This window comes from Sellimonas catena (assembly GCF_027924685.1).
GTDB lineage: Bacteria > Bacillota > Clostridia > Lachnospirales > Lachnospiraceae > Sellimonas > Sellimonas catena.
The window spans coordinates 48,338-69,744 of the sequence record NZ_BSBO01000015.1; the positions used below are offsets into that span (position 1 = coordinate 48,338).

Here is a 21,407-nt window from a genome sequence, read left to right on the forward strand (position 1 = left end):
GGGCTTTCTATGGACTCTGTAATCAACAAATTGACGGAAATTGAGCAGACTGCATCGGCGATTGTAGCGCATGCAGAGGCTGAGAAAGAGAAACTCGACAGGGAATACGAAGAGAAGAGAAAGGTATTTGACCTTCGGATGGAGGAGGAGACAAAAGCCCGGATCGAAAAGATTCAGGAGGGGCTTGAGCATGATAAGGAGAACCTTCTTACCGGTCAGGAAAATACAAGTCGGGAGCTCATCGCATCCCTTCAAAAGGAGTATGAGGAGAAGCATACATTGTATGCAGAAGATATTTTAAAGCGGATCACAGAGGTGTAGCTTATGGGAAATTTACTTGCCTACAGTGGGATTGTCACGAAGCTAAGGGCAATGGAGGCCAAACTCCTTACGAAAGAGCAGTTTGATGAGATCATGCTCATGAGCAGTGTGCCGGAAGTGGTTTCTTACCTGATTCAGAATACTGTATACAGGGAAATCCTGGAGAATCTGGAGCCGTCCCTTGTACACAGGGGGAACATCGAGAAGCTTCTGGAACTGTCCTTGTACCATGATTACACGAAGATTTACCGTTTCTGCACACTGGAGCAGAGAAAGTTTTTAAAGCTTTATCTGAAGCGGTACGAAGTGGAGCTGATCAACTATTGCCTGAGGATCGTCATCAACCACTATCAGGAGCCTTTCGATCTGAACCATAAGAAAGCATTTTTTGACCGGTATTCGCAGATTTCCATCGAAAAGCTGGTTCATGCAAGAACGACGGACGAATTGATTGAGAACCTGAAGGGAACGGAATACTATGAAACGTTAAAGAAGCTGAGGGATTCAGGGAAGGCGACACTGTTTGATTATGATCTGGCACTGAATCTGTATTACTTTGTTTCCATGTGGAAGGATCACAAGAAGATCCTGAAGGACAAGGAACTGGAGCTTTTTGCGAGAGATTACGGGACCCAGATCAATATGCTGAATATTCAGTGGATTTACCGGGCCAAGAAATATTTCAGCCTGTCCCCGCCGGATATTTATGCGCTGCTGATTCCGATCCAGTACAAGATCAGCACCGGGCTGGTCAAGGAGATGGTGGAAGCGCCGACTTTGGAGGAATTTCAGAATGCCGTGCAGAAGACCTCGTACGCAAGACACTATGATTTTGGCCAGAATCTGACGGTGGAAAAGATGTACGCGGATTATCTGTATTATTTGTACACGACAGACCGGAGGAGAAATCCGTACTCTATTGCGTCGATCAATACCTACCTCTTTATGAAAGAGGAGGAGATCAAAAAGCTGACGACCGTGATAGAATGTGTGCGCTATGGTGTATCCTCGGATGAGATCATGGAGTATACAGGAGGGCAGAAAAAATGATTGTAAAAATGAAATTTGTCAATATCTCAGGGCCGCGCAGTGATATTGACCGTGTGATGGATCTGTATCTGTCACGATATGAAATCCAGCTGGAATCAGCGCTTTCTGAGCTGAAGACAGTGGACAATTTAAGGCCCTTTGTGGAAATGAATCCGTACAGGGATGCACTTCTTAAAGCGGTGCAGTTTGTGGGATTTTTGGAAGATCCGGATAAGACCTTACCGGATACGAAAATGGGGCTCAATGATATTTTTGAACTGATCCGGACAACAAATGAGGAATATTTAAAACTGCAGTCACAGCAGGATCAGTGGAAAAAGAAGAAAGAAGAGATTGCGGCCAGACAGAAAGTCATCGAGCCGTTCCGGCCGATGGGCGGTGATCTTGGAAAGATCCTGAATTATAAATATATTGCCTACCGTTTTGGCAAGATGCCGGTGGAGCAGTACCAGAAGCTGGAGAAATATCTCCTGAACGATCTGGATGCGGTCTTTGTAAAAGGAGCGCAGGACGGGACATCTGTCTATGGTGCTTATTTTGCCGCACCTGCGGATCTTCAGAAGACGGATGCGGTATTCCGTTCACTTCATTTTGAGCGGATTGAGATTCCGGCGCAGTACGAAGGATCGCCGGAGGAAGCAAGCCAGAAGCTTCTGAAGGAAATGTATGAAATCCAGAAGAAAATTGATGACCTGGATAAAGAAGCGGCGAAGATGCTGGAACAGAAAGCCTCGCAGCTTGTGTGGGCGAAGCAGAGGCTGGAAGAGCTTGCTCACAATTTCGATGTCCGTAAGATGGCGGCCAGGGTGGAAGATAAAAAAGAAGATTACTACATTCTCTGTGGATGGATGGCAGAAGAGGACGTCAAAAAGTTTATGGCGGAAGCGGAGCAGGACGACAAGGTTTTTGTTGTCGTGGAGGACGACCATGACAGCTACTTCGGAGAACCGCCGACAAAACTGGAAAACCCGAAGATTTTCAAGCCGTTCGAGATGTTCGTCGGTATGTACGGGCTGCCGTCCCACGATGAGATTGACCCGACCCTTTTTGTGGGAATCACCTATTCCTTCATCTTCGGAGTGATGTTCGGCGATGTAGGCCAGGGACTTCTGCTTGTCATTGTGGGAGCATTGATTTACCACTTTAAGAAACTCCCGCTTGCGGGAATCATTGCTACGGCAGGTGTATTCTCAACAATCTTCGGCTTCATGTTTGGAAGTGTGTTCGGATTTGAAGATATCATAGAGCCTCTGTGGCTTAGGCCCATCGACCATATGACGACACTCCCGTTTGTCGGGAAACTCAATACGGTATTTATCGTGTCGATTGCCTTTGGAATGCTGCTGATTCTGGTGGCGATGGTACTTCATATTATCAATGCGTTCCGGGGACACGATGTTCAGGGCGCATGGTTTGATCCGAACGGAGTGGCCGGACTTGTCTTTTACGGATCGATTGTGGCGGTTGTGGTTCTGTTCATGACCGGACACAAGACACCGGCAGGAATCGTGCTTCTTGTGATGTTCGGAGTGCCGCTTCTTCTGATTCTCTTTAAGGAGCCGTTGACAAACACGCTTCTGAAGAAGAAAGAGAAGATGAAAGAAGGAGCAGTGATGTTCCTGGTAGAAGGATTTTTTGAACTGTTCGAGATGCTCCTGAGCTATTTTTCGAACACTCTTTCTTTCGTGCGTATCGGAGCCTTTGCCGTCAGCCATGCGGCGATGATGGAGGTCGTACTGATGCTTGCCGGAGTAGAGGGCGGGCATACAAACTGGGTGGTGATCGTGCTTGGAAACCTGTTTGTCTGTCTGATGGAAGGACTTGTAGTCGGAATCCAGGTACTTCGTCTGGAATACTATGAGATGTTCAGCCGGTTCTATAAAGGAAGCGGAAGAAAGTTTGAGCCATATAACAAAAACAGAAAAATGGAAAAATAAAGGAGGACTTTATTATGACTCTTGCAGCGAGAATAGCGCTAATTGCAGCACTGATCTTAAGTATTATCATTCCGTTTGGATATTATCTGATCGGAGAGAAGAACAAAGGGCGTTACAAACGTGCCATTGGAGTGAATGTATTTTTCTTCTTCGGAGCATTCGTTCTGGCATCGATTATGATGTTTGCAGGACCGAATGTACAGGCGGCGGACGCGGCAGCCTCTGCCTCTACAGCAACGGGAATGGGCTATATCGCGGCCGCACTGGTTACCGGTTTATCCTGTATCGGCGGCGGTATCGCCGTGGCAAGTGCAGCGAGCGCGGCACTTGGCGCGATCAGCGAGGACTCCAGCGTCCTTGGTAAGTCGCTGATTTTCGTAGGACTTGCAGAAGGTGTCTGCCTGTACGGGCTGATCATCTCCTTCATGATCCTGGGACAGTTATAAGATGAAGATGTTTCTGATCAGTGATAATGTCGATACGTATACAGGAATGCGCCTTGCAGGCGTGGACGGAGTTGTCGTACACGAACGTGAGGAGCTCTATGAGGCGCTCCAGAATGTTCTGAAGGACAAGACTGTGGGGATTGTCCTTCTGACGGAGAAATTCGGGAAAGAATTTCCGGATCTCATCGACGAATTCCGTCTGGAGAGGAAAATGCCTCTGCTTGTGGAGATTCCTGACAGACACGGAACCGGACGGAGAAAAGACTTTATCACATCTTATATTACCGAAGCAATCGGACTGAAATTATAAAAGGAGGGATTCCTTTTGACATTAGATGAGAAAATTGCGAAGATTCAGACCTCCTCAATGGAGGCGGCCAGAGCAGAAGGAAATGAGATTATAACGAGTTACCGCGCGGCCCTCGACAAGGTGTTTGAGGATCATAAGCAGGAGGCCGTGCGCCAGATGGAGACCCGGATCAAAGCGGAGACAGTCAATGCCAGACAGCAGAAAAACCAGGCGATGGCAAAGGCACAGCTGGATCTGAAGAGGCAGGAAGGAAGAGTGCAGAAAGAACTAAAGGACAAGGTGTTCCGGGAGGTCATGGAGCTGGTGGCATCCTATATGAAAACAGAGAAGTACCGGGACTTTCTTCTGCGCTGTATTAGGAAGTCTGTAGAATTTGCGGGCGATGAAGGATTGACAATCTATATCAATCCTTCGGATCAGGAGATGAAAGAGGAGCTGGAATTAAAGTCCGGCACCATGCTGACGATCAGCAACGAAGACTTCATCGGAGGAGTCCGGGCAGTCATCCGCGGCAGAAATATTCTGATTGATCATTCTTTCAGGACCGCTCTGAGATCGGAGTATGATGAATTTGTATTCCTGGGAGGTGATGGAGTTGTCTAAGACTGGGAAAATCTATGGAATCAACGGGCCTGTCATCTATCTGAAAGGCAATACCGGATTCGGAATGTCCGAAATGGTTTATGTGGGAAGGGATCATCTGGTCGGAGAAGTCATTGCCCTCGATAAGGACCGGACAACTATTCAGGTGTACGAGGAGACATCGGGTCTTCGTCCGGGAGAAGAAGTGACCGCCTCTGGAAATGCAGTGTCGGTGACTCTGGCGCCCGGGATTCTGAACAATATATTTGACGGAATTGAGCGTCCGCTGGAAAAAATATCAGAGACGGGCGGAGCTTTTATTACAAAAGGAATTTCGGTCGACTCCCTCGACCGTGAAAAGAAATGGGACACCCATTTTACTGTGAAGAAAGGCGATTATGTCAACGGCGGCGATATTTTTGCGGAGGTACCGGAGACAAGAGCTATTGTCCATAAATGTATGATTCCGCCGCATCTGCACGGTACGGTCGTATCTGTGCGGGAGGACGGGCCGTACACGATCGAAGAGCCGCTTCTGACTCTGGATACAGAAAACGGACAAACGGTGGAGATTCCGATGGCCCAGAAGTGGCCGATCCGGACACCGCGCCCGGTGAGCCAGCGGTTTGCGGCATCGGTACCGCTTGTGACGGGACAGCGGATCATCGATACGATGTTCCCGATCGCAAAAGGCGGAACAGCTGCGATCCCGGGAGGATTCGGAACCGGAAAAACAATGACCCAGCATCAGATTGCCAAATGGTCCGATGCGGACATTATTATCTATATCGGATGCGGAGAGCGTGGAAATGAAATGACCCAGGTTCTGGAGGAGTTTGGGGAACTGACAGACCCGCGGACCGGAAACCCTCTGATGGACCGGACGACGCTGATTGCCAATACGTCCAACATGCCGGTGGCGGCCCGTGAGGCAAGTATCTATACGGGACTTACTCTGGCCGAGTATTACAGGGACATGGGATATGATGTGGCGATCATGGCGGACTCCACATCGAGATGGGCGGAGGCTCTTCGTGAACTTTCCGGACGTCTGGAGGAGATGCCGGCAGAAGAAGGATTCCCGGCTTACCTTGCATCCAGGCTGTCGGCTTTCTATGAGAGAGCGGGCATGATGCAGAACTTAAACGGTACGAGAGGATCAGTCAGCATTATCGGGGCGGTATCGCCTCAGGGCGGTGACTTCTCGGAGCCGGTCACACAGAATACGAAGCGGTTTGTGAGATGCTTCTGGGGACTGGACAAGAGCCTTGCCTACTCCAGACATTTCCCGGCCATCCACTGGCTTTCCAGTTACAGTGAATATTTGCAGGATCTGTCCCACTGGTATCAGGACAATGTTTCTCCGAAGTTTGTAGATTACCGGAACCGGCTGATGGCCCTTCTGAATCAGGAGAGCAGCCTTCTGGAAATCGTCAAGCTGATCGGAAGTGACGTTCTGCCGGATGACCAGAAGTTGATTCTGGAAATTGCAAGAGTCATCCGTCTGGGCTTCCTGCAGCAGAACGCTTTCCACAAAGATGATACGTGCGTCTCTCTGGAAAAGCAGTTCCTGATGATGGATACGATTTTATATCTGTACAAACAGGCACGGGCCCTTGTGACAATGGGGCATCCGATGTCGGTTTTGAAGTCGGAAAATATTTTTGAACGTGTCATTGCCATCAAGTACGATGTGCCGAATGACCGGCTGGAACTGTTTGCGCAGTACCGGCGGGACATTGATACCTTCTACCAGCGTGTGCTGGAGAAAAATGCATAAAAGGAGGGAACGAAACAGTTATGCCAATCGAATATCTTGGGCTTAGCAGCATTAACGGTCCCCTCATTGTACTGGAAGGGGTACAGGATGCGTTTTATGATGAAATTGTAGAATTTATTGTGGGAGGAAACGAGAAGCGGATTGGAAGAATCATTGAGCTTTATGGGGACAAGGCGGTCATCCAGGTCTTTGAAGGATCCGAGGGAATGTCCCTTGTCAACACCCACACCAGACTCACCGGGCATCCGATGGAGATCGGACTGTCCCGCGAGATGCTTGGAAGAACCTTTAACGGAATCGGACAGCCGATCGATGATCTGGGAACGATTGCCGCGCGAGTGAGGCGGGATGTCAATGGACTGCCGCTCAACCCGGTAAAACGGGAATATCCGAGGAACTATATTCGTACCGGGATTTCGGCAATCGATGGCCTGACTACGCTGATTCGAGGACAGAAGCTGCCGATCTTCTCCGGAAACGGACTGCCGCATGACCAGCTTGCAGCGCAGATCGTCAAGCAGGCGTCTCTGGGAGAGGATTCCGGTGAAGAGTTTGCCATTGTCTTTGCGGCCATGGGAGTCAAACACGACGTGGCGGACTTTTTCCGCAGAACTTTTGAGGAGAGCGGCGTGGCAGACCATGTGGCCATGTTCCTGAATCTGGCAAACGACCCGGTGGTGGAACGTCTGATTACGCCGAAAGTAGCGCTGACGGTTGCAGAGTATCTGGCCTTTGAGCAGAACATGCATATCCTTGTCATCCTGACGGATATGACATCCTTTGCCGAGGCCATGCGTGAGGTGTCCTCCTCCAAAGGAGAGATCCCAAGCCGGAAGGGCTTTCCGGGTTATCTGTACAGTGAACTTGCTGCAATCTATGAGAGAGCAGGCATCGTGGAGGGCGCAGGCGGTTCGGTAACGCAGATTCCGATTCTGACGATGCCGAACGATGATATTACCCACCCGATCCCGGACCTGACCGGATATATTACAGAAGGCCAGATAGTACTGGACCGGAACTTAAACGGTCAGTCCATTTATCCGCCGATCAGCGTCCTGCCGTCCCTGTCCCGTCTGATGAAAGACGGAATCGGAGAGGGTTACACAAGGGAGGATCATCAGGATCTGGCAAACCAGCTGTTTTCCGCCTACGCAAAAGTGGGGGACGCAAGAAATCTGGCATCGGTTATCGGAGAGGACGAACTTTCCCCGATCGATAAAGAATACCTTGCGTTTGGAAAGGAATTTGAAGAGAAATACATCGGTCAGGGTCCGGAGGAAAACCGTACCATCGAGGAGACACTGGATCTTGGATGGGAGCTTCTTGGACGGCTTCCGAGAGAGGAGCTGGACCGTGTTAATACGAAGATTCTGGACAAATACTATCATCCGACAAAACGGGATGAAGGTGTCACCACGAGTGCGAGTCCGGGCTCTGTAGCAAATAAAGAAATGTAAAGGGGTGAGGCTGTTGGATCCACGGACATTTCCGACAAAAGGCAACCTGATGCTTGCGAAGAATTCTCTTGCGCTTGCGAAGCAGGGATATGAACTGATGGATAAAAAGAGAAACATTCTGATCCGGGAACTGATGGATCTGATCGATCAGGCCCGCACCATTCAGGAGGAGATTGACAGCACATTTACCTATGCGTATCAATGTCTTCAGAAGGCAAATATTGAAAACGGGATCAATACGATCTCCCAGATCGCATATACGGTTCCGATCGAAGATTCGATCGTGATCCAGACAAGAAGTATCATGGGAACGGAGATCCCGCATGTGAAATATACACCGAAGACACCGGTTCCGACTTATGCGTTCAGCGCGACAAAAGAGTCCGCGGACCGGGCGGCGGAAGCTTTTCGGAAGGTGAAAGATTTGACGGTGAAGCTTTCCATGGTGGAGAATGCGGCTTACCGGCTTGCTTCCAATATTAAAAAGACGCAGAAGAGAGCCAATGCGCTGCAGAACATCACTATCCCGATGTATACACAGCTTGTATCAAGCATCAGCAACGCACTGGAAGAAAAAGACAGAGAAGAATTTACAAGGCTGAAAGTGATCAAGCGGAGAAAACAAAGTTAGAGAAAAGAGATGAAATGAGGAGGCAGAACAACGATGGACTACACGATTACAACAGATTCAAATTCGGATGTGCCGGCAGAGGTTTTGAAGAAATATGGAATCCCGGTGATTCCGCAGTACTACGCATTCGGAGATGAGGTTTACGGAGACGAAAAAAACATGTCCCCGCATGAATTTTATGAGACGATGAGGAAGGGAGAACTTCCGAAATCCATGGCAAACAATCCGGCAGTCATCCGGGAAAAATTTGAGACGGTTTTAAAAGAAGAAAAAGATATTCTCCACATCGCATTTTCCAGCGCATTGAGCGGCAGCTATAACAACGTGCGCATGGTGGCAAGGGAGCTGCTCGATGAGTATCCGGACAGGAAAATCGAGATCTTTGACTCCCTGAATGCATCCCTCGGCGAAGGTCTGTCAGTGTACCGGGCGGCAGAATTAAGGGAGCAGGGGAAAGCAATGCAGGAAGTCCTGACAGTACTGAATGAAGAACGAAGCCATATCAATGTCTGGTTTACCGTGGATGATCTGCACCATCTTCAAAGAGGAGGACGTGTCTCCAAAACGACTGCGATTGTCGGCAGCATGATCAACATCAAGCCGCTTCTTCGTATAACGGCATCAGGAGAACTGAAATCCGACGGCACTGTCCGCGGGCGGAAGAAGGCGCTGAAAACACTTGTCACCAACATGGAAAAGTCGCTGGATCCGGAACATTACGGAAAAGACCGCAAAGTGGCAATCCTTCACGGAGACTGCATGGAGGATGCCCTCGCAGTGAAGAAAATGGTAAACGATCTTGGATTTGAGGATGTCGTTATCAACGATGTCAGCCCAAGCATAGGCACACACGCAGGACCGGGCGTTGTAGGACTGGTGTACTACGGAGGGAAAGTGACGGAATAAGGAGGCGAGGCTGTGGATTCATAAGCGATTAAGGAAATACGGGACATAGGAGAAACCATCGCAGTGGAATTCAAGCGTTGTGGGAATGGTATTGAAAGCGATGTATATGAAACAGTATGCTCTTTTCTGAACCGTTTTGGAGGAGACATTTTTTTAGGCGTACTGGATGATGGAACTGTTTTAGGGGTGCCGGAAAATGCGGCAGCTGATATGGTCAGAAACTTTATAAGCTGTGTCAGCAATCCGGCGTTGTTTACACCTACAGTTTATTTGTCACCCAAAGTCCTGAAATATGAGGGCAAGACAATTATTCATATTCATGTTTTACCAAGTGCCGAGGTTCATAGTTACAAGAAAATAATTTATGACCGGATTGATATGCTTCCTAAACTTCGTATTATGGCAGAAAATCAGAGTAACGGAAGCGGACATCCGTGGAGCCGTATGACAGATGATGAATTGTTGAAAAGTGCGAGATTATATTCTATTGATCGTGTAACTGGTGAGCAGGGATTCAATCTGGCAGCGGTTATGCTTCTTGGAAAAGACGATGTAATTTTAGACATTGTACCGGCCTATGTGACAGATGCGCTTTTACGCAGAGTAAACATTGATCGTTATGATGATAGAGAAATCATCCAGACAAATTTGATAGAAAGCTATGAGCGTTTAATGGAATTTGGGCGCAAGCATTTGCTGGATAAATTTTTTCTCGAAGATGACCAACGTAAGAGTCTGAGAAATATTATCACCCGTGAGATGATTGCGAATACATTGATCCATCGTGAATATACAAGCTCTTATCAGGCAAAATTTGTAATAGAAAAGGAACGGATGTATGTGGAGAATGCCAATCGTGCTTCTCAAAATATTGTGATTACACCGGATAATATGGAACCAATACCCAAAAATCCAATTATCGCATCCTTTTTTAGAAATATTGGTTATGCGGATCAGCTTGGTTCTGGTGTAAGAAATTTATTTAAATATAGTAAATTTTATTCTGGAAATGATCCCGAGTTTATTGAAGGAGATATATTTAAAATTATTGTACCATTGGATGAGGGAAATAGAGAAGAACAGACCACCCAGTCAGTCACCCAGACCACCCAGTCAGTCACCCAAACCACCCAGTCTAAAGAAAATGATCCTGAAAAAAAATATTATGGAACTGATAGAACAGAATCCGTTTCTTTCTCAAAAACAAATGGCTGAAAAACTGAATTTAAATAAAAATACGTTGAAGTACTATATCAAAAAAATGAAAGAAAAGGGAGTAATTGAAAGAGTAGGAACCAATCGAAAAGGGAAGTGGATTGTTAAATCTTGACTTTCAAAAATTTCTATGCTACCATTTTTACTACATAAGCAAACGCGTAGAAGAAGAGAGTACATGTTCTGGAATCTTACAGAGAATTCCCGGATGCTGAGAGGGATGGAGAAAGGAAGATGGAAGATGGCTTCAGAGCGGCATGGATGAACACGGATGACCGTGATAATTCATGATGGGTTCCGCCCGTTACAGCGGAGGGTGCCGTCCGGCACTCGCAGAGGTCTGTCCTGCGAGGGGCAGATAAACGGAAGTGGTAACGCGGATTCGCCTTCCGGGGAAATATCCCCGGAAGGCTTTTTATTTAACAGGAAACTTTGTTCCCTGTTAAATAAAAACGCTCCGCGGGATGCGTACTCGTGCGAGGCAGAAATTTGTCGCTGACGCGACCGCACTCGGCGCGAGAGTTCCGCAAGCGGAACTCTATGTTTATTTTGTAGCGTTGACTGGTGGACCGTATCAACAGGTGAAGCTGATTTTAGCGTTTATTAAAAAAGGAGAGAAAAATCTATGTGCAGTAATTGTAATGAAAAAGAAAAGTATTATATCACGACTGCGATTGCCTACACATCCGGCAAACCGCATATCGGAAATACGTATGAGTTTGTGCTTGCGGACGCAATCGCAAGATACAAAAGAAGCAAGGGCTACGATGTCTATTTCCAGACCGGAACAGATGAACATGGACAGAAGATCGAGCTGAAGGCGGAGGAAGCAGGCGTGACTCCGAAGGAGTACGTGGACAAAGTAGCTGCCCAGGTGAAAGAGATCGCTGACATGATGAACACATCATACGATCATTTTATCCGTACAACGGATGACTACCATGAGAAACAGGTGCAGAAGATCTTCAAAAAGCTGTATGATCAGGGAGACATTTATAAAGGATACTATGAAGGAATGTACTGTACTCCGTGCGAATCCTTCTTTACCGAGTCCCAGCTTGTGGACGGTAAATGTCCGGACTGTGGACGTCCGTGTACACCGGCAAAAGAAGAAGCATACTTCTTCAAAATGAGCAAATATGCGGACCGCCTGATCCAGCATATCAACGAGCATCCGGAATTTATTCAGCCGGTTGCGCGGAAAAACGAGATGATGAACAATTTCCTTCTTCCGGGACTTCAGGATCTTTGTGTATCCAGGACGTCATTTAAGTGGGGAATCCCGGTAGACTTTGATCCGAAACATGTCGTTTATGTATGGCTGGATGCGCTGACCAACTACATCACCGGAATCGGATACGATGCGGACGGAAACAGCTCTGAGCTTTTCAACAAGAACTGGCCGGCAGACCTGCACCTGATCGGAAAGGATATTATCCGTTTCCATACGATTTACTGGCCGATTTTCCTGATGGCGCTGGATCTTCCGCTTCCGAAGCAGGTATTTGGTCATCCGTGGCTTCTGCAGGGAGACGGCAAGATGAGTAAATCCAAAGGAAATGTGATCTACGCGGATGAGCTTGTCAACCTGTTCGGTGTGGATGCAGTACGTTATTTTGTGCTTCACGAAATGCCGTTTGACAACGATGGTGTCATTACATGGGAACTGATGGTAGAGAGAATGAACTCTGACCTTGCCAATACATTAGGAAACCTTGTAAACAGAACAGTTTCCATGACAAATAAGTATTTTGGCGGAACAGTGACGGATAAAGGCGTGGCAGAAGAAGTGGATGCAGACCTGAAGCGTGTGACGGAAGAGACATCCGGCAAAGTGGACGCCAAGATGGAAGACCTGAGAGTGGCAGACGCCATCACAGAGATTTTCAATCTTTTCAAACGCTGCAACAAATATATCGATGAAACAATGCCATGGGCACTTGCAAAAGAAGAGGATAAGAAAGACCGTCTTGAGACAGTGCTTTACAACCTGATTACAAGCATCTCCGAAGGAGCAAAACTACTTGCACCATATATGCCGGAGACAGCCGAAAAGATCCTCGCACAGCTTGGAGACGGCCATGTGACAGACAAGCCGGAGATTCTTTTTGCAAGAAGAGATATCAAAGAAGTGATGGAAGAAGTAGAGAAACTTCATCCTGCACAGCCGGAAGAAGCACCGCAGGAAGAGGAAGGTCCGGTGATCGATATCGAGGCAAAACCGGAAATCTCCTACGATGATTTCATGAAAATGCAGTTCCAGGTAGGCGAAATCATCAAATGTGAGGAAGTTCCGAAGTCCAAAAAACTTCTCTGCTCTCAGGTGAAGATCGGAAGCCAGGTAAAACAGATCGTGTCCGGAATCAAGAAATGGTACTCACCGGAAGAGATGGTCGGAAAGAAAGTCATGGTTCTTGTCAACCTGAAACCGGCGAAGCTGGCAGGCGTGCTTTCCGAAGGAATGATTCTCTGTGCGGAAGATGAAAATGGAAACATCGTACTGATGCAGCCTGAAAAAGACGTTCCGGCAGGAGCGGAAATCTGCTAGAAATATTATAGGAAAATCATAGGAAAAAACAGTGATTCTATCGAGTGTTTGTGCTAAAATGGTACTAGACTAAAGTACAAACGAAATGGAGGGAAACGATCAATGAAACCACAATTTTACAAGGGAAACAGAGATGCGTTTATGGAGAAGCTGGAGCCGGGCAGCCTTGCCCTGTTCTTCAGCGGAAGCCCGGTCCGTAAGACGGCTGATGAGGACTATGGCTACTTCGCGAACCGGAACTTTGTTTATCTGACCGGAATGGAGCAGAAAGATACCGTCCTTATGATGGAGAAAGATGCATCAGGATACAGGGAAACCCTGTTTATTCTTCCGCCAAACCTGATTGAGGAGAGATGGACCGGAAGCAGAATGAAACCGGAAGAGATAGAAGCAGTCTCCATGATTTCCAGCTTTGCCTACAAAGAGACATTTGAAGAAGAGCTGAAAAAGGTGCTGACTTCCGGACGGATCCAGAAGGTGTATCTGGACATTGACCGGATGGAAGGACAGGTTGTTGTCAGCGCGGCAGACAGCATGGAAGCATTCCTGAAGCAGGAATATCCATCCATGCCGATCGAAAATTCCCTGCCGATCATGAAGATGCTCCGTCTCATCAAGAAACCGTGTGAGATCCGTGCGATGGAAAAAGCGCAGGAGATCACAAAAGCCGGAATTCTTGCCATGATGACACATTCCAAACCGGGTATGTATGAATACCAGTATAAGGCAGAGTATGATTATGCACTGGCACAGCACGGCGTTCTGGAGGCGGGATTCCCGTCCATTATCAGCGCTGGAAAGAATAACTTCTGCATCCATTATTATGGATACCGCGGACAGGCTATGGACGGCGATATCGTGCTCAATGATGTAGGTGTACGCTGGGACAATGAGCTGACAGACGTATCCAGAGGATGGCCTTGCAACGGAAAGTATTCCTCCAGACAGAAACTCCTCTTCGAGTGTCAGTACAAGACTTCCGAGCACATGTTCTCCATGCTGAAACCGGGCATCCCGATGAAAGAAGTGGATGCGGAGATCCGCCGCTACTGCTTCGAGCAGCTGAAAGAAGCAGGCGTATGCAAGAGCTTTGATGATATCGGAACCTATATGTGGCATGGCGGAGCGCATCATGTCGGATTTGACACCCACGATGTCGTATCCGCAAGAGACGCCATCATCCAGCCTGGCATGGTATTCTGTGTGGATATCGGAATCTACCACGAAGAATGGGGCATCGGATTCCGTCTCGAAGACAACTGCCTCATCACAGAGGACGGATGCAGAAACCTGTCAAAGGATATCCCTAGAACAGTGGAAGACATTGAAGCGGTTATGAATTAGAAAAGAAAATGAAAAAGATATGTATTTCCGGGAATACGGAGATACATATCTTTTTTAGCAAGGAGTAGAAGATGAAAGTACAGGAATTACGGCAGATTATCAGCAGCGCTGATCGAGTCCTTTTGGAAAAAGCATTTGTAGAAACCTATAAACAGCTTACAAAGAGTCAAAAAGAAGAAGCAGACGTTCTGATCCAGGCAGCATTATCCGGAGAGAATGCCAAAACAAAGAAAAAGAAAGAAACAGTTAGTTTTGAAGAGCTGGAGATGCAGATCATAACATTTATCGGAAATGCAAAAGAAGGAAATTACTTTGCGCCTAACCGTGTAATTCCAAAGAGTCAGCGTCCGAAATGGAGATTTCTTGTGAAAGGTTATTTGAAAGAGCTGGAAAAAATCAAGTCGGACAGTGAATATTATGAGAGGGCGTTGAACCTTCTGACTAAACTTTATGAGTTGATTTGCCAGGCATGTCAATACTATCTGTTTTCCACCGATGATCCGTTTCGATCTATCGGATGGCTTCAGGGAGATTTCTATCATCTGGTCGCGGCGAAGACTTTTGAAGGAGGATATACAAGAGAAAAGATTGCAAAGATGGCCGAGTTGGCATGTACAGGGGGGCTTAGCAGAATCTCTTTGCATTACGATCAGGAAATGGAATTCATCTCCCTGCTTCATACAAGTGATGTAAAAGAAATCGCAGTGGAAGAATGCAAAGAAGCGATTAGAAAGAGAAAAGAAAAACTGACAAGTATAAAAGAGGATAGTCATTTAGCTTTTTATCTCAGGGAAGACATCGATAATTTCTGCGATTTGATTTTAGCAATTTCTCTTTTGCAGGCAGAAACAGAACAAGGCGTAAAATACTATTTTAAAAATTGTATGGAATCGAGGAAAGAAATCATTCTTTACAAAGCGTTGGAAGTAGCAGATCTGACAGGTACGAATGAGCAATGGATTGAAATTTATAAATACGGGCTTGCTAAAAAGATAAAACCAAGAGAATCGTTAATCCGGGAATATCAGGATAGAATTAAGGAGAAGAAGAAAGATGAATAAGATCCTAAGAATAAAAAAATCAGATGATAAAGAAACATCGAAAAAAGAAATAGAAAAGTTCGCCAGACAGTTTGCGCTTCCGCTGCAAAAACAGGTAATAGAAGCATTTCGCCTGGCAGATGAAGAAAAATACGAGGAAGCGGCAGGACTGTGCTGCAGAATACTGGATGAGGATGATTCAAAACCGGATATTATGGAGCTGCTCGGTCAGTGTTACTTTGCACAGGGAAATATGGCAGGAGCTGCAATGGTATTCCATGAATTAGTGGAAATAAATCCGGAGAATGCGGGATATCACCGCTCCCTTGGAATGGCTTATCATGGAATGGGTGAATTTGAGGAAGCGGTAAAGCAGTTTAAAGCAGCCGGACCGCCGGAACAATATAACCCCTTCTATTATACAAGTTACGGTGACTGCCTTCAGAAAATCGGGAAAGAAAAAGAAAGCCGGGAAATGTTCGGAATGGAGCTGGATAGATATGTAGAAACAGGAGAAATTCCACTGGCTGAATTGCTGGATGCTGTATTCCAAAATGTGCTCTATCTGGACATTTCCCTGACAAATGGGAAATATAAAGAAGATCTGGAACTGTATCTGCATTTCTTGAGCCGGATTGAGATGACGGAAAAGATGCAGGAAAACCTGGCTTCCACGGTTGTTTATTTATCCACACAGATGCGTAATAAATGGTATCGGCCGCTTTTCCGTGAACTGATTGATTATATCAGCAGGAAAAATTATCTGAGAACAGAGGGAACAAAAGAAACATTGAAATCAGCCTTTATCATATGGGAATCGTATCGTTTCCATGACGACAGAAAAGTCAGCAAAATTATGGATACAGGTCTGAATGCTATTTATAATATCCGCTATACGCTTAAAGATATACCGTGGATGGAAGACAGAGAAGATATACAAAGAGATGCACTTATTTCGGAGTGGAATCTGTGCCGATATGTGCCGGGACATCTGGAAGAAATAAAGTACATTCAGGAAAATTATCCATATAACTATGAGTGCAGCCGGAAATTTCTGGAAAGGGTAAAGCATGATCCGGAACAAACAGCAAAAGAAGTACTGGAAGAATTACAGAAATTATCCGGGCATCAAACCCTTCATGAATGGAAAGTGTTTCTTGAAGACGAATATAGTCAGATGAATGCAGAAGGCAGGGCAGAAGTTTTGGTAGATGGCTGGGAACCATACAGACGGAAAGGGGTAAAAGTAGGACGAAATGATCCGTGTCCATGCGGAAGCGGTAAGAAATATAAGAAGTGCTGCGGAAAATAAGGTGATGTCATCTAAAATAGAAAAATATATGTTTTCTACTGGCAGTCAGGTCACTGACTTGGTAAAATGGCAGTATAAAAAGTATAAGGGAAGGAGAGGGCAGTATGGCTTGCTTGAATATTCCTGTCGGAGTTTCCGATTTTGCAGAGATCCGCAAGAATGGATATTATTATGTGGATAAATCCGGTTTGATTGAGGAGTTGTTGAGGACTACGGCGACAAAAGTGACATTAATTACACGTCCGCGCCGATTTGGGAAAACACTCGGAATGAATATGCTCGCTGAATTTTTTGACATCAGGAAAGACAGTCGAGCGTTATTTGAAGGATTGGAGATTGATGAGAACACGGAACTTTGCAACCGGTGGATGAATCAGTGGCCGACTATCTTTTTTTCGCTCAGAAGGGTGGATGGACTGGATTTTTCCGGAGCATATGACATGCTGTGTTCTGTTATTATCGAGTTATGTGATAGCCACCGTTATCTTCTGGACAGTGAGAAAATTTCTCCGTATGACAGAAGTGTCATCAAGAATATTTTAAATTTTGATGCCTCAGAATCAGACATAAAAAACAGCTTACTGTCACTGACACGTGCAATGCAGGCGTACTATGGAAAACAGGTGATCCTTCTTTTGGATGAGTATGATGTTCCGGTAGCAAAAGCGAACAGCAACGGTTACTACAATGAAATGCTGGATGTGATGAAAGGAATCATGCAGGCACTGAAAGATAATCAGTCTCTACGTTTTGCGGTGATTACAGGATGTTTGAAAATCGCAAAGGAAAGCATTTTTACCGGAACGAACAATTTTGTTTCTGACACCATTGCGAATTCTGGATTAAATGAATATTTCGGCTTTACACAGGATGAAGTGAACAGGATTTTAGAGGATGCAAATGCGCTGGAGCATGCCACAGATGTGAAAGAATGGTACGATGGATATCATTTTGGAAACGTTGATATTTATTGTCCGTGGGATGTGATGAATTATATAAGAGATCTTCAAATCAATCCGAATGCAGGTCCGGAAAGTTACTGGAAGAATACCAGCGATAATGGGATTATTCGTTCTTTTATTGATTATGCAGGTGGGACAATTACAAAAAAGCTTGAGTCATTGCTTTCCGGAGGGTATATTGTCCAGAGGATTGATGAGAATCTGACCTATGACTATCTGCATTCTTCGGAAGAGAATCTTTGGAGTATCCTCTATCTGACAGGTTATCTAACACAAGTACGCGAGGAGGAACTTTCCGCATCTTTGCCGGAAGATGGAACTGCCCTTCAGATTCCAAATGCAGAGATCCGGGAGATTTTTCAAACTACGATAAAAAAATGGTTTGATGACAGTGCCAGAGTCTGGAACCGCAAATCACTGTTTGATGCGGTCTGGAGCGGAAATACAGAAGTCATGACGGAAGAAATGAATAAACTGCTCCGCCGGACGATCAGTTATCACGATTATAAAGAAGACTATTACCATGCATTTCTGGCGGGAATTTTTGCAGGTGCAGGGTACATTGTGGAATCCAACAAGGAGCACGGAGAAGGAAGAAGCGATGTGGTAGTGTACGATCCGGTGGAAAGCCGGGCAGCGGTTTTTGAGGCCAAGTATTCCAAGGCATTGAAGGACATGGAGACAAGCTGTGAGGAAGCGCTGATGCAGATTGACAAGCAGATGTATGCCAGAGAATACGAGGACGATTATGATCACATCTTCTGCTATGGAATATCTTTTTTTAAGAAACGCTGTCTGGTAAAGACAAAATAAGAGTTTATGTGTGAGATAAGGAGCCAATACAATATGAAATGGAAAAAAAAGAAAGGATGTCTTTTCCTTGGAAGTCTGATACTGTCTGCTGTATTAATGGCGGGATGTTCTGGACAGGATCCGGAGACAAAGCAGCTGCGTGCACTGTGTGAGGAACTGTTTTCTTTTCCGGGCGGCAGCGCCGATCAGGTGATGGCTGCGGCACAGGATGATTCTTCGGGAACGGATACAGACACGGAAGAGCAGTCGGGCGGCTTGAGCCAGACGATCGAAGACGTTTACGGAGACTATTTTACGGAATCCGGACTTCAGAATTTTTACCGGAGCGGTTTTCCGCTGAATGTGTACTATGCAGCGCAGGAAAAAGAATGTGAGATTTCTTTTGAAACAGTCCGGAAATCAGATGACGCGGGAGAGCAGGAAAATACAGAGAAATATGAGGTGGAAGTCCGTGTAAACGGCAGCACGGTCCATCAGGAAATCGATGCGGCTTTTGAAGAGGGAAAGATCGATTACTTCTATTTTGCGGATGATGAACTTTTTGCGGCGATTGATGAAGTTTCGTAAAAAGGGATCGGATAAGAAAGAAAGGGAATCGGCGCACCGGGGAGACATGCTCCCGGTGCGCCGATGCTTTTGCTGAGTAACTTTTAGCTGAGTTCTACTTTCTCTGCTTCTTCCGGCTTGAATTCATTCTTCAGGTCGTAGATGTTGTGGCCTGTGGATTCGCTTAATACGCGGCCCTCCAGAGAATAGCAGCGGATGAAACGTCTTCCGTCTACGCTGGACCAGTGCTCTACGTCCCATGTCATGTATCCGTCCTCGTCGGATTTTTTCTCTTTCAGATATAAGTCAACCTGGCGTCCGCCCGGAGCCATCAGCTTGATCAGCTCTTCGGTGTCGGCGGTAAGCTCGGTTTTGTTTACCTTGTCATATACCTGCATTGTAAAGTCCCTCCTATTGATATTCTATTTGAATTATAGTATGTTTTAAATTATAATACAACCATCTTGTTGGATTTTAAGGAGTGGAAACAATGATTTTTGATACACATGCGCATTATGGCGATGAGCAGTTTGACGAGGACCGGGATGAGCTTCTGGCCGGAATGGCGGACGCCGGTGTGGGAACGATCGTAGAGATCGGAGCGTCCATGCAGTCCAGCCGGGATGCAGTACGGCTGGCAGAGAAGTACCCGTTTGTCTATGCGGCTGCGGGCGTGCACCCGGACCATGTCGGGGAGTTGAATGAAGAGGCCATGGAAGAGCTGCGGCAGATGTGCCGGAAGGAAAAGGTCGTGGCGGTCGGCGAGATCGGGCTCGATTACCACTGGGATACGGAGCCGAGAGAGGTGCAGAAGCACTGGTTTATCCGGCAGCTTAATCTGGCCAGAGAGACGGGGCTTCCGGTCAATATTCACAGCCGGGATGCGGCGGAAGATACGATGGAGATCATGAAGGAGCACGCAAAGGGGCTGGGCGGCATCATTCACTGTTTTTCCTATTCCAGGGAAATGGCAAAAGAATATGTTAAGATGGGATTTTCCATCGGAGTAGGCGGAGTGGTTACGTTTAAAAACGGAAGAAAACTTAAAGAGATTGTAAAGGAGATTCCGCTGGAGAAGCTCGTACTGGAGACAGACTGTCCGTATCTGGCGCCGGAGCCGAACCGGGGCAGGAGAAATGACTCCCGGAATATTCACTTTGTGGCACAGCAGATTGCAGAAATCAAAGGAATTGACAAAGAAACGGTAATAAAACAGACTGAAAATAATGCAAAATTAATATACTTTTCATAATATTTTAACAATTTGCAGAAGTGAAGTATGTTATACTAAATAAAGTAGTAAAGTGAGGAAAGTTTATGACAGATCCTTTTTTAGGAAATCCGCAGAATACCATCGCGGTACTGCAGAAATATCATTTCAATTTTCAGAAAAAGTTCGGACAGAACTTTTTGATCGATACCCACGTTCTGGACAAGATTATACGCGCAGCTGAGATTACGAAAGATGACTTTGTTCTTGAAATCGGACCGGGCATCGGAACGATGACTCAGTATCTGGCGCAGGCAGCGAGAGAAGTGGTCGCTGTAGAGATCGATAAGGCTTTGATTCCCATTCTACAGGATACTCTTTCCGGATTCCCAAATGCAGAAGTGATACATGATGACATCCTTAAAGTAGATATTGCGGGCCTCGCAGAACAAAGAAACGGCGGCAGGCCGATCAAGGTAGTTGCAAACCTGCCTTATTATATTACGACTCCGATTATTATGAGTCTGTTTGAGAGTCAGGTGCCGCTGGCTTCGGTGACCGTCATGGTGCAGAAGGAAGTTGCGGAGCGGATGCAGGCCGGTCCGGGAAGCAAGGATTATGGAGCGCTTTCGCTGGCAGTTCAATACTATGCCGAACCGTATATTGCGGCTAATGTGCCGCCGAACTGTTTCATGCCAAGGCCGAATGTGGGGTCGGCGGTGATCCGCCTGACGAGGCACGAAGTGCCGCCGGTACAGGTGGACAATGAAAAACTGATGTTCCAGATTATCCGGGCGTCTTTTAACCAGAGGAGAAAGACGTTGGTAAACGGTCTGAACAATTCGCCTGAGATCACTATTACAAAAGAGCAGATCACAGAGGCGGTGGAAAGTCTTGGAAAGGGTGCCGGTGTCAGAGGAGAGGCTCTGACATTGGAGGAGTTTGCCGGACTTGCCAATAAAATTAATGAGATGCTTGCATAAAAGCACAGAAAAGG

Annotated in this window: 20 protein-coding genes and 2 pseudogenes; 21 read left to right on the plus strand and 1 reads right to left on the minus strand. The window is 46.4% G+C overall.

What is annotated here, in order from left to right; translation table 11 throughout:
* Positions 1 to 9: 9 nt before the first annotated feature.
* The 19 genes and pseudogenes from Selli1_RS08525 (at position 10) to Selli1_RS08610 (ending at position 19,221) form a co-directional block, all read left to right on the plus strand.
* On the plus strand, positions 10 to 321 hold the full coding sequence (locus Selli1_RS08525) for a hypothetical protein (protein WP_087253885.1): 312 nt from the start codon (positions 10 to 12) through the stop codon (positions 319 to 321).
* A gap of 3 nt (positions 322 to 324) precedes the next feature.
* Positions 325 to 1,371 (plus strand): V0D/AC39 family V-type ATPase subunit, encoded by a 1,047-nt coding sequence (locus Selli1_RS08530; protein WP_191434377.1) that lies wholly within the window; start codon positions 325 to 327, stop codon positions 1,369 to 1,371.
* A complete protein-coding gene (locus Selli1_RS08535; RefSeq protein ID WP_191434380.1) occupies positions 1,368 to 3,308 on the plus strand; it encodes a V-type ATP synthase subunit I in 1,941 nt (646 codons plus the stop codon). Before Selli1_RS08530 ends, Selli1_RS08535 begins: the two co-directional genes overlap by 4 nt.
* A gap of 14 nt (positions 3,309 to 3,322) precedes the next feature.
* Positions 3,323 to 3,754 carry an ATP synthase subunit C gene (locus Selli1_RS08540; protein WP_087169025.1) on the plus strand — a complete coding sequence of 144 codons (432 nt, stop codon included), beginning with the start codon at positions 3,323 to 3,325 and terminating at the stop codon, positions 3,752 to 3,754.
* Position 3,755: 1 nt separating this feature from the next.
* Positions 3,756 to 4,064, plus strand: coding sequence for a V-type ATP synthase subunit F (locus tag Selli1_RS08545; protein WP_087169026.1), 309 nt, complete (start codon positions 3,756 to 3,758; stop codon positions 4,062 to 4,064).
* Positions 4,065 to 4,079: 15 nt separating this feature from the next.
* Positions 4,080 to 4,667, plus strand: coding sequence for a V-type ATP synthase subunit E (locus Selli1_RS08550; protein ID WP_242959050.1), 588 nt, complete (start codon positions 4,080 to 4,082; stop codon positions 4,665 to 4,667).
* On the plus strand, positions 4,660 to 6,426 hold the full coding sequence (locus tag Selli1_RS08555; protein ID WP_330616830.1) for a V-type ATP synthase subunit A: 1,767 nt from the start codon (positions 4,660 to 4,662) through the stop codon (positions 6,424 to 6,426). Before Selli1_RS08550 ends, Selli1_RS08555 begins: the two co-directional genes overlap by 8 nt.
* A gap of 20 nt (positions 6,427 to 6,446) precedes the next feature.
* Complete coding sequence (locus Selli1_RS08560; protein ID WP_191427737.1) at positions 6,447 to 7,883, plus strand: V-type ATP synthase subunit B; 1,437 nt, start codon at positions 6,447 to 6,449, stop codon at positions 7,881 to 7,883.
* 13 nt (positions 7,884 to 7,896) lie between these two features.
* Complete coding sequence (locus tag Selli1_RS08565; protein WP_087169029.1) at positions 7,897 to 8,514, plus strand: V-type ATP synthase subunit D; 618 nt, start codon at positions 7,897 to 7,899, stop codon at positions 8,512 to 8,514.
* A 33-nt stretch (positions 8,515 to 8,547) separates the two neighbouring features.
* On the plus strand, positions 8,548 to 9,420 hold the full coding sequence (locus tag Selli1_RS08570; RefSeq protein WP_087169030.1) for a DegV family protein: 873 nt from the start codon (positions 8,548 to 8,550) through the stop codon (positions 9,418 to 9,420).
* 63 nt (positions 9,421 to 9,483) lie between these two features.
* Positions 9,484 to 10,635: an RNA/DNA-binding domain-containing protein gene (locus tag Selli1_RS08575; protein ID WP_281872730.1), complete on the plus strand. Its 1,152-nt coding sequence runs from the start codon at positions 9,484 to 9,486 to the stop codon at positions 10,633 to 10,635.
* Complete coding sequence (locus Selli1_RS18505) at positions 10,628 to 10,750, plus strand: winged helix-turn-helix transcriptional regulator (protein WP_243273048.1); 123 nt, start codon at positions 10,628 to 10,630, stop codon at positions 10,748 to 10,750. Before Selli1_RS08575 ends, Selli1_RS18505 begins: the two co-directional genes overlap by 8 nt.
* Before the next feature lie 510 nt (positions 10,751 to 11,260).
* Positions 11,261 to 13,183 carry a methionine--tRNA ligase gene (gene metG / locus Selli1_RS08585; RefSeq protein ID WP_087169032.1) on the plus strand — a complete coding sequence of 641 codons (1,923 nt, stop codon included), beginning with the start codon at positions 11,261 to 11,263 and terminating at the stop codon, positions 13,181 to 13,183.
* A 102-nt stretch (positions 13,184 to 13,285) separates the two neighbouring features.
* Entirely contained in the window at positions 13,286 to 14,527 is a 1,242-nt protein-coding gene (locus Selli1_RS08590; RefSeq protein WP_281872731.1) for an aminopeptidase P N-terminal domain-containing protein, read from the plus strand.
* 71 nt (positions 14,528 to 14,598) lie between these two features.
* Positions 14,599 to 15,588, plus strand: coding sequence for a hypothetical protein (locus tag Selli1_RS08595; protein ID WP_281872732.1), 990 nt, complete (start codon positions 14,599 to 14,601; stop codon positions 15,586 to 15,588).
* Positions 15,581 to 15,871: pseudogene (locus tag Selli1_RS18510) on the plus strand (tetratricopeptide repeat protein); the annotation flags it as partial. The gene Selli1_RS08595 and the pseudogene Selli1_RS18510, both read left to right, overlap by 8 nt.
* Before the next feature lie 927 nt (positions 15,872 to 16,798).
* Positions 16,799 to 16,879 (plus strand): annotated as a pseudogene (locus Selli1_RS18515) (SEC-C metal-binding domain-containing protein); the annotation flags it as partial.
* A gap of 104 nt (positions 16,880 to 16,983) precedes the next feature.
* Positions 16,984 to 18,654 carry an AAA family ATPase gene (locus tag Selli1_RS08605; protein WP_281872733.1) on the plus strand — a complete coding sequence of 557 codons (1,671 nt, stop codon included), beginning with the start codon at positions 16,984 to 16,986 and terminating at the stop codon, positions 18,652 to 18,654.
* Between the two features lie 33 nt (positions 18,655 to 18,687).
* Complete coding sequence (locus Selli1_RS08610; RefSeq protein ID WP_087169035.1) at positions 18,688 to 19,221, plus strand: hypothetical protein; 534 nt, start codon at positions 18,688 to 18,690, stop codon at positions 19,219 to 19,221.
* A gap of 83 nt (positions 19,222 to 19,304) precedes the next feature.
* On the opposite strand, the gene Selli1_RS08615 is transcribed toward Selli1_RS08610, so the two are convergent.
* Entirely contained in the window at positions 19,305 to 19,598 is a 294-nt protein-coding gene (locus Selli1_RS08615) for a hypothetical protein (RefSeq protein ID WP_087169036.1), read from the minus strand.
* 92 nt (positions 19,599 to 19,690) lie between these two features.
* Here Selli1_RS08615 and Selli1_RS08620 point away from each other — a divergent pair, with 92 nt between their 5' ends.
* Positions 19,691 to 20,452, plus strand: coding sequence for a TatD family hydrolase (locus Selli1_RS08620; RefSeq protein WP_087169037.1), 762 nt, complete (start codon positions 19,691 to 19,693; stop codon positions 20,450 to 20,452).
* A gap of 65 nt (positions 20,453 to 20,517) precedes the next feature.
* Complete coding sequence (gene rsmA / locus Selli1_RS08625; protein ID WP_087169038.1) at positions 20,518 to 21,393, plus strand: 16S rRNA (adenine(1518)-N(6)/adenine(1519)-N(6))-dimethyltransferase RsmA; 876 nt, start codon at positions 20,518 to 20,520, stop codon at positions 21,391 to 21,393.
* Positions 21,394 to 21,407 lie beyond the last annotated feature (14 nt).

Coding starts and splice junctions, on each gene's coding strand:
- Selli1_RS08525 (WP_087253885.1), top strand. CDS start 10: ATGGACTCTGTAATCAACAAATTGACGGAAATTGAGCAGACTGCATCG.
- Selli1_RS08530 (WP_191434377.1), top strand. CDS start 325: ATGGGAAATTTACTTGCCTACAGTGGGATTGTCACGAAGCTAAGGGCA.
- Selli1_RS08535 (WP_191434380.1), top strand. CDS start 1,368: ATGATTGTAAAAATGAAATTTGTCAATATCTCAGGGCCGCGCAGTGAT.
- Selli1_RS08540 (WP_087169025.1), top strand. CDS start 3,323: ATGACTCTTGCAGCGAGAATAGCGCTAATTGCAGCACTGATCTTAAGT.
- Selli1_RS08545 (WP_087169026.1), top strand. CDS start 3,756: ATGAAGATGTTTCTGATCAGTGATAATGTCGATACGTATACAGGAATG.
- Selli1_RS08560 (WP_191427737.1), top strand. CDS start 6,447: ATGCCAATCGAATATCTTGGGCTTAGCAGCATTAACGGTCCCCTCATT.
- Selli1_RS08570 (WP_087169030.1), top strand. CDS start 8,548: ATGGACTACACGATTACAACAGATTCAAATTCGGATGTGCCGGCAGAG.
- Selli1_RS18505 (WP_243273048.1), top strand. CDS start 10,628: ATGGCTGAAAAACTGAATTTAAATAAAAATACGTTGAAGTACTATATC.
- metG (WP_087169032.1), top strand. CDS start 11,261: ATGTGCAGTAATTGTAATGAAAAAGAAAAGTATTATATCACGACTGCG.
- Selli1_RS08590 (WP_281872731.1), top strand. CDS start 13,286: ATGAAACCACAATTTTACAAGGGAAACAGAGATGCGTTTATGGAGAAG.
- Selli1_RS08595 (WP_281872732.1), top strand. CDS start 14,599: ATGAAAGTACAGGAATTACGGCAGATTATCAGCAGCGCTGATCGAGTC.
- Selli1_RS08605 (WP_281872733.1), top strand. CDS start 16,984: ATGGCTTGCTTGAATATTCCTGTCGGAGTTTCCGATTTTGCAGAGATC.
- Selli1_RS08610 (WP_087169035.1), top strand. CDS start 18,688: ATGAAATGGAAAAAAAAGAAAGGATGTCTTTTCCTTGGAAGTCTGATA.
- Selli1_RS08615 (WP_087169036.1), bottom strand. CDS start 19,598: ATGCAGGTATATGACAAGGTAAACAAAACCGAGCTTACCGCCGACACC.
- Selli1_RS08620 (WP_087169037.1), top strand. CDS start 19,691: ATGATTTTTGATACACATGCGCATTATGGCGATGAGCAGTTTGACGAG.
- rsmA (WP_087169038.1), top strand. CDS start 20,518: ATGACAGATCCTTTTTTAGGAAATCCGCAGAATACCATCGCGGTACTG.